Source organism: Streptomyces sp. NPDC001502 (assembly GCF_042894785.1).
Classification (GTDB): domain Bacteria; phylum Actinomycetota; class Actinomycetes; order Streptomycetales; family Streptomycetaceae; genus Streptomyces; species Streptomyces kutzneri.
In genome coordinates this window covers 1-12,240 of sequence record NZ_JBIAVW010000020.1, presented here as the reverse complement: position 1 = coordinate 12,240, position 12,240 = coordinate 1, and the positions used below count along the sequence as shown (strand labels likewise).

10 protein-coding genes are annotated in these 12,240 nt (G+C 71.3%); 5 read left to right on the top strand and 5 right to left on the bottom strand.

Features of this window, described 5'->3' with window-relative positions; translation table 11 throughout:
* Window positions 1–127 precede the first annotated feature (127 nt).
* Together ACFY0D_RS29370 and ACFY0D_RS29365 are read right to left on the bottom strand one after the other, a co-directional pair.
* Complete coding sequence (locus ACFY0D_RS29370) at window positions 128–2,197, bottom strand: discoidin domain-containing protein (protein ID WP_390801044.1); 2,070 nt, start codon at window positions 2,195–2,197, stop codon at window positions 128–130.
* Between the two features lie 403 nt (window positions 2,198–2,600).
* The gene (locus tag ACFY0D_RS29365; RefSeq protein WP_390801043.1) at window positions 2,601–3,797 is read right to left on the bottom strand and encodes a serine hydrolase domain-containing protein; all 1,197 of its coding nucleotides are present in this window, start codon (window positions 3,795–3,797) and stop codon (window positions 2,601–2,603) included.
* A 242-nt stretch (window positions 3,798–4,039) separates the two neighbouring features.
* Here ACFY0D_RS29365 and ACFY0D_RS29360 point away from each other — a divergent pair, with 242 nt between their 5' ends.
* A complete protein-coding gene (locus tag ACFY0D_RS29360; RefSeq protein WP_390801042.1) occupies window positions 4,040–4,891 on the top strand; it encodes a helix-turn-helix transcriptional regulator in 852 nt (283 codons plus the stop codon).
* Here ACFY0D_RS29360 and ACFY0D_RS29355 read toward each other — a convergent pair.
* Window positions 4,878–6,290, bottom strand: a complete 1,413-nt coding sequence (locus ACFY0D_RS29355) for an amidohydrolase family protein (protein ID WP_390801041.1) — start codon at window positions 6,288–6,290, stop codon at window positions 4,878–4,880. The genes ACFY0D_RS29360 and ACFY0D_RS29355 overlap by 14 nt on opposite strands.
* Before the next feature lie 97 nt (window positions 6,291–6,387).
* Window positions 6,388–7,974 (bottom strand): monooxygenase, encoded by a 1,587-nt coding sequence (locus tag ACFY0D_RS29350; RefSeq protein ID WP_390801040.1) that lies wholly within the window; start codon window positions 7,972–7,974, stop codon window positions 6,388–6,390.
* Between the two features lie 64 nt (window positions 7,975–8,038).
* On the opposite strand from ACFY0D_RS29350, the gene ACFY0D_RS29345 reads away from it, so the two are divergent.
* Window positions 8,039–8,743 carry a TetR/AcrR family transcriptional regulator gene (locus ACFY0D_RS29345; RefSeq protein WP_390801039.1) on the top strand — a complete coding sequence of 235 codons (705 nt, stop codon included), beginning with the start codon at window positions 8,039–8,041 and terminating at the stop codon, window positions 8,741–8,743.
* Entirely contained in the window at window positions 8,736–9,092 is a 357-nt protein-coding gene (locus ACFY0D_RS29340) for a zinc ribbon domain-containing protein YjdM (RefSeq protein ID WP_390801038.1), read from the top strand. The genes ACFY0D_RS29345 and ACFY0D_RS29340 overlap by 8 nt, the downstream gene beginning before the upstream one ends.
* A 186-nt stretch (window positions 9,093–9,278) precedes the next feature.
* Here the strand turns inward: ACFY0D_RS29340 and ACFY0D_RS29335 are convergent, their stop codons facing one another.
* Window positions 9,279–10,250, bottom strand: coding sequence for a ScbA/BarX family gamma-butyrolactone biosynthesis protein (locus ACFY0D_RS29335; protein WP_390801037.1), 972 nt, complete (start codon window positions 10,248–10,250; stop codon window positions 9,279–9,281).
* 101 nt (window positions 10,251–10,351) lie between these two features.
* Between ACFY0D_RS29335 and ACFY0D_RS29330 the strand changes: the two genes are divergently transcribed.
* Both ACFY0D_RS29330 and ACFY0D_RS29325 read left to right on the top strand, forming a co-directional pair.
* The gene (locus ACFY0D_RS29330; RefSeq protein ID WP_390801036.1) at window positions 10,352–11,077 is read left to right on the top strand and encodes a ScbR family autoregulator-binding transcription factor; all 726 of its coding nucleotides are present in this window, start codon (window positions 10,352–10,354) and stop codon (window positions 11,075–11,077) included.
* Window positions 11,074–12,030 (top strand): NAD-dependent epimerase/dehydratase family protein, encoded by a 957-nt coding sequence (locus ACFY0D_RS29325; RefSeq protein WP_390801035.1) that lies wholly within the window; start codon window positions 11,074–11,076, stop codon window positions 12,028–12,030. Before ACFY0D_RS29330 ends, ACFY0D_RS29325 begins: the two co-directional genes overlap by 4 nt.
* The last annotated feature ends 210 nt before the right edge of the window (window positions 12,031–12,240 follow it).

The window sequence follows — 12,240 nt, the reverse complement described above, 5'->3', positions numbered from 1 at the left end:
TTCGTGCTGCGGTGCCTGGTGCCTGATGCCTTGTGCCTGGTGCGTGCCGTGCGATGCCATGGCGGCCGGGGCCGGCCGGATCAGCAGATCCGGCCGGCCCCGGCCCCTGGACGTGTCTTCGGCGGGATCAGCTGCTGTAGACGCCGACCTCGTGGAGCGAGTACCCCCACTTGGTGCCGCGCTGGAGTCCCTGGACGCGGACGTAGCGGGCCGGCACCCCGGAGAAGCGGGCCGTGTCCAGGCCGCCGTCACTGGCGGTCGTGGACCAGACGGTCTGCCAGTTCGTGTCGTCCGTGGAGACCTCGATGCGGTACGCCTTCCCGTACGCGGCCTCCCAGTCGAGGGTGATGCGCCCCACCCGGTTGGCGGACCCGAGGTCGATGCGCAGCCACTGGTTGTCGTTCCACTCGCTCGCCCAGCGGGTGCCCGAGTCCCCGTCCACGGCCCGGCCCGGGGAGAAGCTGACGAAGGGGTTCCACCACTCCGCGCTCGACGCCGAGGCCGGGGAGCCCGTGGCGAGGTTCACCCCGGACTTGTGCTTCTCGGAGTTCCCCCAGGTGGTCAGGTAGGACTCGGCGCCCTTGAACAGGTCGTCCACCACGCCCTGGCCGCCGACGAGGCGGATGTCCTCGATCCAGTCGGGGACCAGACCGTAGTGCGAGGCGCCGTCGGTGTTGAGGTCCCACGTACGCGAGCCGGTGGTCTGCCGGTCGATGACGGAGCCGCCGTCGGTGCTGCGGAAGGGGTAGCGCACCGGGTTCGGGGTGTCGGCCCCGCGCGGTCCGGGCCAGCCGCCGACGCCGTTCATGTCGGTGCCGTACCCGTAGCCGACGTTGTACTTGTCGCGCAGCGCGTCCGTCCGCTTCGCCTCGGCGCTGAATCCCTCGGCACCGCTCATGTACGAGGCGATGAACCCGCCGAGCTTGTAGACCCGCTCGGTCCAGTCCATGTCCATCCAGCTGTGCGAGGAGATCACACCCGGGTACGACTCGGACTCCATGATGTCGAAGGACCGGCCCGCGGCCTTCACGCTCATGTGGTCGACCTCAAGCATCATCTTGCGCTTCATCATGCCGCGCACCGCGTACTCGCCGAGTTCCGTGAGTCCGCGCGTATTGCACTGGGCGTCGCCGGCGTAGGACGGGACCGCCACCCCTGCCGGGAGTTTGCTCTGCACCGCGGGCGCGGCCGCCGCCAGTCCGATGGGGTTGTCGTGCTGCGGGCCGGTGCACTTCTCGGTCTTCCAGAAGGTCCCGGTCGACAGGAACTGGCCCACGTTGATGGCCGTACCCAGGGCGCCCTCGTCGAAGCGGACCCCGCACAGGGCGTTGTCGAACTTGTGGCACAGGAACATGCTGCGCACCCCGAGGCGGTACAGCTCGTCCAGGCCGCGGTCGATGTCCGCCTTGCTGCACTGTGCGACGTCCAGGATCTGCTTGCAGCCGAAGGGCTCGGAGGTCTCGACCCCGAGGACCACGGCCAGCTTGCCCTGCTGGACGACGTCGCGGGCCTGCGCGGAGTCGGTGACGATCCGGAACCAGCCCTTGCCCGGGCCGCCGTACATCTTGTCGATGTAGGCCTGCATGTCGTAGGTCTTCTGCGCTTCGAGCCGGATGGCGGTCATCTCGTCGCAGCCGCGGTCCTTGAAGAAGTAGACCGAGCAGATGACGCCGTTGGTGACGAGGTCGTTCACGAGCACGCGCTGACCGCCGCGCCAGGCCCGCTCGACCCAGGCGTAGTAGTTCTGCTGGTGGGTCAGCGAGTCGTGGGCGGGCCAGTCCTTGAAGGTCGGCCAGCCGTTCGGGTCGTGCTTGCCGTCACCGCCCTTGGTGATGAAGTCGAAGATCGCGAGCGTGCCGTCGGGGTAATGCTCGGGGCAGTCCTTGAGCGCGTCGGCCACCCCCGCCTCCGAGAACGGCTTGCCGCAGATGAGGCGGCCGCCGAAGCCCTCGTTGGACATCAGGTGGTCGTGCGCGTCGACGAAGCCCCGGACCCGTCCCTGGGCGTCGGTCCCCTTGAAGGGTTCGCCCGTGACGTTGATGTCGGAGTCGGGTGCGGGCCGTGCGACCGGGTTCCACCAGCCGGGGTCGGCGGCGGAAGCGGGTACGGGGCCGAGCACCATGGCCACCACGGCGAGGAGCAATGACAGGACCGCCAGGGGCCTACGCCTGTGGTGCGTGTGTCGAGAAATGGTCATCACTCACGTCTTAAGGTCAGCCGGATGGCGCGGTCGGGGAGCCGGATCCGTCCGGGGGCATGACGAGCCACGGCCACAGGCGTGACTTGTCATGGACCCCACAAACAGTGGGACGAGAATCGCGACTGCCATCGACAGAGTCAATAGTCCGGGACAGCTGACCTGATGATTCATCAGATGTGCCGTTCCTTCACAAGGCCCACGCATCGTTCACGGGTCGGGCCGCATCGTTCACGGGCCACGCATCGTTCACGGGCCGGGCCGGCCGGTGTCGAGCGCCCGCCCCTGCCCGGCGAGGACCCCGGGCAGGGAGACGTGAGCGGGGGAGCGGCCCGGCTCGGCGCGGTACGCGCAGGAGTGCGCGAGCCGGGTCCGCCCCGCCCGGGGCGACGGCGCCGTGGCGTCAGCGCGTGTTGTGCTCCAGCAGGTCCATCTCGGCCGGGGCGATCCCGAATCCGCGCTTCGTGGCCTTCGGGGCCGGCTTACCGCAGAACGCCGCTTCGAGGGTCCCGCCGAGGGCCGTGTTCGCCTCGCCCTTGTTCGAGGTGTTCGCCATCGCGGAGAGGGAGCGGCGCCCGTCGCGGGTGGAGAAGGCGTAGGTGTAGAAGCCCTGCACGGTACCCGTGTGCCCGTAGACCGAAGTGCCGCACGACAGGTCGTAGCGGCGCAGGCCGAGCCCGTAGAACCGGGTGTTCGTGGCATCGGTCGGCGTCGCCGTGAGCATGGCGTCCAGCATGGGGGCGGGCAGCAGCCGCCCGCCGAGCAGCGCGGACGTGAAGGTGTTCAGATCGGCGGGATTGGAGATCACCGCTCCGGCGGACTGGGCCCACGACACCGTCTGCTCGGTGGAGTCGACCAGCGGCGCGCCGGCCTCGTCGGGGTGCAGGTAGCCGCGCGTGTGCAGCCCCTTGATCTGCGCGCTGGGGTGCACGTAGGAGGTGTTGCGCAGCTTCAGCGGCTTGAAGATGCGCCGCTCGTACTCCTTGGCCACACCGTTGCCGGTCGCCTTCTCGATGAGCATGCCGACGACCACGAAGTTGGTGTTCGAGTACTTGTACGCGACGCCGGGCTCGGTCGTCCGGGGTTCGCGGAGCGAGAGGTCCACCAGCTCCTGGTAGCTGAACACCTTGTTGCGCACGGACTCGAAGCCCGGCACGGTGTGCTCGAACATCGCGTTCGTGTAGTCCGCCAGCCCGCTGCGGTGGCTCAGCAGATGACGCACCGTGATCCGGTCGTCGGGCAGCAGTCCGGGCAGGTACTGGTTGACGGCGGTGTCCAGATCGATCCGGCCCTCGTTCACCAACTGCAACAGGACGACGGAGGAGAACGTCTTGCTGACGCTCCCGATCCGGAAGCGGGCCTGCGGGTCCATCGCTGCGCCTGTGGTCTTGTCCCGTACCCCCTCGGTCCGGACAGAGACCCCGCCGGGTCCGCTGAAACGGGCCAAGGCGCCCGGCGCACCGGCGGCGGTCGTGTTCCGCAACGCCTGGGTCAGCGCTTCGAGATCGGGGGTGGTCGGGGCGGCGTGGGCGGTGGTCGCCGGAGCCACGGCGGCCATCACCGCCAGCAGGGCCGCACTGAGGGCCAGACGACGGTTCATGGGCAGGGGCACGATGCTCCTCGGTGGGGGGTCGTACGAATCGGGCGGTACGAGCCTACGCAAGATCATCGGACCGATCGGCTACCGGTATGAGCGGGAACGCGCCAATTACGAACGCCAGTTCAGCCACACGGGCGAGCCGCCCCCCGCACATCCCGTTCCCGCCGGCGGCTGCGGCGGGGCGCGTGCCCGGGTGCGCCGCACCCAGGCAACCGCTCGGGTGCGCCCCTTACTCTGAAGCCGTGACCAGCAACGATCTCGGAGACTTCCTGCGTGCCCGGCGCGCACGCCTGCAGCCCGACGACGTGGGACTCCGTTCCTACGGACGCCGCCGGGTGGCAGGGCTGCGCCGCGAAGAGGTCGCGGTCCTCGCCGGAATGAACAGCGACTACTACGCCCGGCTGGAACAGGGGCGCGAACGCGGCCCTTCCCCGCAGATCCTCGACGCGATCAGCGGCGCCCTGCGCCTGGACGAAGCGGCACGGGAGCACCTCTTCCGGCTGGCGGGCACCGCGCCGGACGGTGACCGGCCGCAGCCGAGGGAGTCGATCGGCGCCCCTCTGCGCCAACTGCTGGACGGGTACACGGGCACCCCGGCGTTCGTCCTGAATCCCGCCACCGACATGCTGGCGGCCAACGCGATGGCCGACGCACTGTTCTCCCCGTTCGCGCAGCGGGACAACCTCGCGCGCATGACGTTCCTCGACCCCGCGGCCCGGCCGTTCTTCGTCCGCTGGGACCGCGCGGCCGAGGCGGTGGTGGCCGGCCTGCGCCACGCGGCCGGCCTCGATCCGCACTACCCGCGCCTGGGCGCCCTGGTCCGTGAACTCGGGCAGGTCAGCGCGGAGTTCACGACGCTCTGGGCCGCTCACACCGTCCGCGGCAAGACCCACGACACCAAGGAGCTCGACCACCCCGACGTCGGACCGCTCTTGCTCGGCTTCCAGTCCTTCGCCGTGCTCGGAGCGCCGGGCCAGCAACTGGTGATCTACCACGCCGAACCGGGAAGCCCGAGCGCCCGGGGCCTCGCCCTGCTCGGCAGCCTGCACGCCACCCGCCGGGGGTCATGGCCCCCGGCCGTCATGACCGACTGACGGCCCGGCCCCCCGCGGCGCCGAGCACGTACGCGCGGGACGCCTGGACCTCCTCGCGCAGGGCGGGCAGGTCCACGTCCAGGACCTGTCCGTTCCATTTGCGGGGCGTGCCGCCCACGAGGACGGCGCTGATGTTGCGGGCGTCCGAGCCGAGGACGACGGTCCCGATCGGATCGTTGAGGGGCATGTTGTTGAGGTCCTCGGCGCGGATGACCAGCAGGTCGGCCTTCTTCCCCGGAGTGAGCGAGCCGGTCACCGCGTCCAGGCCGTTGGTACGGGCGCCCTGGAGGGTGGCGAAATCCAGGACGTCATGGGTGGTGATGCGCTCCGGTTGCCCGTCCGTGCCGTGGACGGCGTTCACCGCCCGCATCCGCTGGACCGTGTGCAGGGCCCGCATCTGCGTGAACATGTCTCCGGCCAGGGCGACTTCGACGTCGATGCTCAGTCCCGGCCGGATGCCGGCCGCCAGGGCCTCGTCGACGGCCGGTACCGCGGTCTCCAGTCCGATCTGCGCGTCCGAGGTGGGGGCCAGGGCGATGGTCGTGCCGCTCTCCCCGATCGCCCGCCAGGCCTGCGGAGTCAGACCGGTGGCGTGGATGAGGGTCAGGCCGGGGCCGAGCAGGCCGTCCGCCGCCCACCGCAGCACCGCGCGGGAGGAGGGGGCGCCGAAGACCGCGTCCACACTCACACCGACCTCCAGGTCACGGGCCACACGCGCGAGTTCAGGGCCGTACGCGAGAGCGGGACCGGCGATCTCGTCGGTGGCCAGTGCGGCCACGCGCAGGGTCAGCAGCTGGTCGTCGCTGCTGAACCAGCGCTGCTTGAGGCGGGCCAGGTCGCCCGGCCACTGCCGGTCCCAGTCCCCGAAGTGCGGTGCCATGGAGGCGTGGACGCCGCGGATGCCGGTGTCCAGCAGGGCCTGGACGGCGGCGTCGGAATGCTCGGGCGTCCGTGCGTTGTGGGAGAAGTCCAGCATGCAGGTGATGCCGCTGTCGAGGGCGGACAGCGCGGCCAGGCGGGTGCCGATGTACATGTCCTGCGGCCGGTAGACCGGTGCGTAGCCGGCCAGGGTGGTCGAGACGTAGCCGCCGAGATCGTCCACGTCCGGCATGATCCGGCGCAGCTGGGTCTGCCAGGCGTGACGGTGGGTGTCGACGAAGCCGGGCGTCAGGATCGTGTCGGTGGCGTCGACGACCACGGCGCCGTCCCGGTTCAGGCCGGGCCCGACCGCTGCGACCGTATCGCCCACGACCAGCAGGTCCGCGTGGTCGAGGACACCGAGGTCCGGGTCCATCGTGACGATCGTGGCTCCGGTGAACAGGACGCGCCGTCCCGGATCGCCGGCCCGGAGCCGGAGCCGGTCGAGGACGGCGTGGCTGGTGGTGTCATTGCGGGGCATGCGGAGGTCCTGCCGTGAGGGGATGCGGACCCTCAGCCTCGGCCCGCGGGGAGGTGGCAACCAGGCCGCCCTCTGCCCGGGTGCGGCGCACCCACGCTCACGGTGCGGCGGCCCGCGCCGCCCACGCGGCGAGCGCGCTCTCGCGCCCGGTGCGGCGCAGCCCGGCGTCGGTGCTCCTGGTGGCCCAGGCGACGTGCCCGTCGGGGCGGACCAGGACCTCGCGGACCCCGCCGAGCTCCGGGTGCTCCTCGGTCGCGCGGGCGGTCACGGCGCCGATCCGCGGGCCCCGTCCGGTGGCGGGAGCCTCGTACGCCTGGGGGTGCGGGTCCCGCGCGTCCGTGAGCCGGAGCAGGGCGAAGCCACCCCGGTGCAGGAGCTCGTACACCCGCGTCGCGTCCGCTCCAGTCGAACCGTCCGAACCGTCCGAACCATCCGAACCGTCGGAACCGTCCGAACCGGTCACGCTCAGGCCGATGTCGGGCATCCGGCGGCCGACCAGCGGATCCGCGTCGGGGGAGCCGGCCGGGTAGGTGGTGCCGAGCGCGGACACCCGGTCGGCGAGACGGCGGTTGACCTCGGGTATCCCCAGCAGTTCCTCGAAGAGCCCGCGCAGCGCGGCGGCCGGCCGCCGGTAGCGGGCCACCAGCGGCAGCTCCGCCAGCAGCGTCTGCACCTCGGTGTTCTCGGTGACGGCCCGGCCGACGGGGTGGCGCTCGGCGTGATACGTGTCGAGGAGCCCGGGCGGGGCCCAGCCGTGCACCTCCGCCCCCAGTTTCCAGCCGAGGTTCATGGCGTCCTGGAGCCCGGTGTTGAGGCCCTGGCCCCCGGCCGGGAAGTGGACGTGGGCGGCGTCGCCCGCCAGGAGGACGCGGCCGGAGCGGTAGGCGGCGGCCAGCCGGGTGGCATTGCCGAAGCGCGAGAGCCAGCGGGGCCGGTCGACCCCGAAGTCGGAGCCGCAGATCCGTGTCAGCGCCGTACGGAACTCCTCCAGGGTCACCGGCACCCGCGCCGGCGTCCGCATCCGCTCCGGATCGATGTACACGAAGCGGGTGAGTCCGTCCTCCAGGGGGACGGTGAGTACGCCCGCGGCGCGCGCGGTCGCGAGGGCCGCGGGGTCGGCCCTGACGGTGGTGAAGTCCCCGAGCACCCCGGTCAGGGTCTCGTCGGTGCCCGGGAAGTCGATTCCGGCCGCCTGCCGGACGAAGCTGCGCCCGCCGTCGCATCCCACCAGGTAGGCGGCGTGGACCAGTCGCGGGTCCCCGTCCGGCCCGCGCACCTCCGCCTCTACCCCGTCCTCGTTCTGCCGCAGGCCCGTGAGCGCGTGCCCGCGGTGGATTCGCACCCCCAGTTCGTGTGCCCGCTCGGCCAGCAGGGCCTCGGTGCGCGCCTGGGCCAGGAACAGGGTGTGCGGATGGCGGCTGTCCAGCGCGGTGAAGTCCAGCGGGGTGTCGAGGGCGGCGAAGTGCCATCCCGGCAGGGTCCGGCCGAGCTGCAGGAAGCGCGGGGCCAGCCCGCGCAGGTCCATCAGTTCCAGGCTGCGCGGATGCAGGGTCAGCGCCCGGGAGTTCTGGTGGGGCTCGGTGCGCCGCTCGACGACCAGGGTCCGTACGCCGGCCAGTGCCAGCTCACAGGCGAGCAGCAGCCCGGTCGGTCCCGCCCCCACGACGATCACATCGGTATCCATCGGTGACGCCTCCCACAATTAGTGAACAACGTTCACGTGAACGATGTTCACTATACTGAGGCCCATGAGCTCCCCGTCAACCCCGGCCCGGGGCCGCCCGGCCCGCCTCGACCGCGACCGGACGGTCGACACGGCCCTGGAACTCCTGGACGAAGTCGGCCTCGACGCGCTGACGATGCGCCGCCTGGCCGATGCGATGGACGTCCAGGCCGGCGCGCTGTACCGGTACTTCGCCACCAAGGACGACCTGCTGACCGCGATGGCGGAACGCATGCTGGCCGGCCTCGCGGCGACCAGGACCGACGGCGACTGGAGCGAACGGCTGGCCGCCCTCGCCCGGGCCATGCGCACGGCACTGCTCGCCCGCCGCGACGGCGCTCGGGTCTACGCCGGCACACATGCGACCGGGCCCCACACCCTCGGCTTCGCCGAAGCGGTCGTCGGGGTGCTGCGCACGGCCGGTTTCGGCGAGGAGGACGCGGCGCGCACGCTGATGGCGGTGGTCCACTTCACCATCGGCCACACGCTGGAGGAGCAGGCCGCGCTCCGGCCGCCGGAGGGTGAGGGGGTGGCGGATTCCGAGCGCCTGCGCCGGGCGGCCGAGCCCGAGCGGTATCCGCGGCTCGCTGCCGTGCTGCCCACGCTCGTCAGTGGCGACTTCGCGGTGCACTTCGATTTCGGACTGTCCCTGCTCCTGCAGGGGCTGCGGGCCCTGGATCGGGCGCCGACCTGCGGTGATGACCCTGAAATATACTGTCGGGGTGACTGAGAACTCCCTGCCTCCCTGCCCCGAATGCGCGGGCGCGTACACCTATGAGATGGGAGCGCTCCTGGTCTGCCCCGAGTGCGGGCACGAGTGGCCGCACGCCCCCGGTGAGTCCGGCGGCCTCCCTGAGGAGCGGGTGATCAAGGACGCGGTCGGCAATGTCCTGGCCGACGGGGACACCGTGACGGTGGTCAAGGGCCTGAAGGTCAAAGGCAGCCCGTCCGGCATCAAAGCGGGCACGAAGGTGCGCAACATCCGGCTGGTCGACGGCGTCGACGGCCATGACATCGACTGCAAGGTCGAGGGGTTCGGCGCGATGCAGCTGAAGTCCAGCGTGGTCAGGAAGGTCTGACCGACCGGATCCGGCCGTTTGTCGGCGGATGCCGGCGGAGCACGAAGGCGCCTGTCGGGCATGGTCCCGATCAGGCGCCTTCGTCGTTCTTCCGCAGGGGTGGAGCCGATCCGGCGGGCGGCTCATGAGCCGGCGCGCTCATGAGGCGACGTGATCGGCGGAGGTCGCCCCGGCGGGGCCGGCCGGTCAGCGCGCGGCGTACAGGCGGAGGGGGACGGCTGTCGCGGTGGCGATGGTCGCCGTGGCGGCGAAGACGACCTCGCCGTTCTGGCGGGCGACGACGCGTACGGGATGACGGTCCGGCGCGGTCGCCGCCCCGGCGTTCGGGAGTGTCTCGATCCAGCAGGCCGAGGTCAGCTCCGCATAGCGGAAGAAACGAATCTCCATATCGGTCAGGACTCCCCGCCGGGGGAAGGCGGAACGGTACGCCGCCTGGCGCACGGCTTCCAGGAGCAACATGCCCGGGGCATGGTCGACGGGGTGGTCGAAGAGGATCGGGTGGTTGACATCGGCCCGGAGCTGGGCACGCCGCGTGGAGCTGGTGGGGGAGAGGACCACGTCGTGGAAGCGGTCGCGGCCCACGCGGCGGGGAGTCAGCGGCGGCGGAAGCGGGATCGTGCGGGCGGCCACCTCGGCCAGGTCCCCGTTCCGGCCGCGCAGGCGCTGGTAGACGGCCTCGGGCTGGTTGGTGTATCCGGCCTCGGCGGTGCCGAGGAACTCTCCGTCGCGGGTCGCGGTCACGTGCATGGTGAGACCCGCGAGTCTGCGACCGCGGCGTGAGATGCCGGAGCAGCGAATGTGCAGCGAAATATCGGCAGGAGTCGAACCGACGGCGAGGGCATCGGCGTTGGTCGAGTAGCTGAACGTGTCCCAGATCTGGCGGTGGCCGAAGGGCACGTCGTAAGCGACATGGCTGAGGAGCGGGATGGCCTGGCGGACCGACTCGGCAAGGAGGAGGGGGTCGTGGTGACCCCCGTCCGGTGTGTAGAAGCTGTGGGTACGGGGCCATTGGGCGGTGACGACGTATTCGTCCGGCGCGACGGTGCGCCACCCGGTGAGCAGGACCTCCGAGTGTGCGCTCTTGTGTACGTACTCCCGCGGTAAGGCGCTGCTGAGCGCGGCGACGGGTGAGGCGGAGTGATCGGTTGACACAGTCATGGTTGAGCCCCCCTGGACGTCGGACATGAGCTGGTGCTTGTTCGGCGCAGGTCCTAAAATAAAGGATGTTCGTTTTTTTTGTCGAGATTAGTTAGGTGCTCATGTCAGAGCGAAAGCAGCAACGTGCCCCTCAACTCAGGGCAGTTCAGACCAAAGCGGCCATCCTGCGCGCAGCGGCCGAGGTCTTCGACGAGTTCGGCTTCAGCGGAGCCAGCATCAGCAAGATCATGAAGCGGGCGGACGTCACCCAGGGCGGCATGTACTTCCACTTCAGCTCGAAGGAGGAGCTCGCCTACGCCGTCATGGTCGGCCAGGGCGACGGCCTGGAGTTCCCCGCCGGGGAGGACGGCCTGCAGCACCTGGTGGACATCACGCTCTACCTCGCCGAGCAGCTCCAGCACAATCCGGTGCTCCGCGCCGGCGTCCGACTGGCCGTGGAACAGGGCGAGTTCGGCCTGCGCGACGACGTCGCCTACCAGGCCTGGGTGCTGGAGTTCCGCCAGCAGCTGCGCTTCGCCCGGGCCAAGGGCGAACTCCAGCCGGACGTCGACGACCACGAACTGGCCTGGGTGCTGGTCAGCTCCTTCACCGGGGCACAGCTCTTCTCCCAGGCGTCCACCGGCCGGGCCGACCTGCCGCAGCGGATCGCCTCCCTGTGGCGCTACCTGCTGCCCGCGGTCGCCGCCGACGACATCCGGGGCGGGCTGCGCCTGATGCTGCCGCCGAGCGAGCCCAAGCCGGAACCGGGGCCGGAGCCGGAGCCGGAGCCGGAGGCGGAGACCAAGCCGAGGCCGAGGTCGAGGTCGGCATCGGGGAAGCGGGCGTGAGTACCCCTCGGATCGTCGTCACCGGCGCGACGGGCTTCGTAGGGTCGGCGGTGCTGCGCCGACTGGCCGAGCGGGACCAGCAGGCCGGCGTGCGCACGGTGTCCCGTACGCGGGCCCCTGCGACCTTATCCGGAGCGCACTGGGTGGGCGCGGACCTGGCGGACGGACCGTCCCTGCGCGGGGTGTGCGACGGCGCGGACGTCCTGCTGTCCCTGGCCTCCTACGTCGGACCGGACGCCGAACGGTGCACCGCGGTCAACTCCGCCGGAACCGCGGCCCTGGTGGCCGAGGCCCGGCGGGCCGGAGTGGGGCGGATCGTCCACCTGTCCACCTGCGCGGTCTACGGTCCGGGGCCCCATCGGGGGCAGGACGTAGGCGAGTTGACGCCCGCTCCGGTATCGGCCGCCAGCGGCAGCCGGCTGGCGGGGGAGGGGCCGGTGCTCGAAGCGGGGGGACTGGTCCTGCGCGCGGGGCTCGTGCTGGGGAGGGGCGACCGGTGGGCCGTACCGGCCCTCGTCGACGCCTTCCGGCGGGTACCGGCGGGGTGGGACGGAGGGGCAGGACTCGCCTCCTTCGTGGACGTCGACGACCTGGCGCGGCTCATCGTGGCACTCGCGCTCGGCGGCGGCGCCGCGGCCGACGCCACGGGCGTCCTGCACGCCCACCACCCCGAGCCGGTGCGCAACCGGGACCTCATGGACGTCCTCGCCGAGCACCGCGTGCTGCCGGCGCGACCTGACGCCGACTGGCCGTGGCGCAGATGCCTGGACGCCCTGGCCGCGACCCCGGGATGGGTGAGCGAGCGTCAGTTCACGCTGCTGGCCGGTGACCACTGGTACCGCGCCGACGCTGCATGGGAACGCGCCGGGATCGCACCTGGACCCGGCCCGCTGAGCCGGATCGGCCCGGCGGCCCGGTGGTACCGGGAGAGAGGCGGGGTCGCCCCGGGCTGACGGCGATCTGCCAAAGCCTCAGCGGGATGGGGCGTGGGCGGGCTGTGTGGAGCAGGGCGGCGGGTAGCGTCCTGAGCACAGCCGGTCACCCCCTGAAGGAGTGGAAATGTCCGACCTTTCGAACATCGTCAAGGCGTATGACGTGCGTGGCGTCGTGCCGGACGAGTGGGACGAGTCCCTGGCCGGGTTGTTCGGTGCCGCGTTCGTGGA

Bases quoted from the DNA above. Each gene is read 5' to 3' on its own strand.
- ACFY0D_RS29370 (WP_390801044.1), bottom strand. From the start codon at position 2,197: ATGACCATTTCTCGACACACGCACCACAGGCGTAGGCCCCTGGCGGTC.
- ACFY0D_RS29365 (WP_390801043.1), bottom strand. From the start codon at position 3,797: ATGAACCGTCGTCTGGCCCTCAGTGCGGCCCTGCTGGCGGTGATGGCC.
- ACFY0D_RS29355 (WP_390801041.1), bottom strand. From the start codon at position 6,290: ATGCCCCGCAATGACACCACCAGCCACGCCGTCCTCGACCGGCTCCGG.
- ACFY0D_RS29350 (WP_390801040.1), bottom strand. From the start codon at position 7,974: ATGGATACCGATGTGATCGTCGTGGGGGCGGGACCGACCGGGCTGCTG.
- ACFY0D_RS29345 (WP_390801039.1), top strand. From the start codon at position 8,039: ATGAGCTCCCCGTCAACCCCGGCCCGGGGCCGCCCGGCCCGCCTCGAC.
- ACFY0D_RS29335 (WP_390801037.1), bottom strand. From the start codon at position 10,250: ATGACTGTGTCAACCGATCACTCCGCCTCACCCGTCGCCGCGCTCAGC.
- ACFY0D_RS29330 (WP_390801036.1), top strand. From the start codon at position 10,352: ATGTCAGAGCGAAAGCAGCAACGTGCCCCTCAACTCAGGGCAGTTCAG.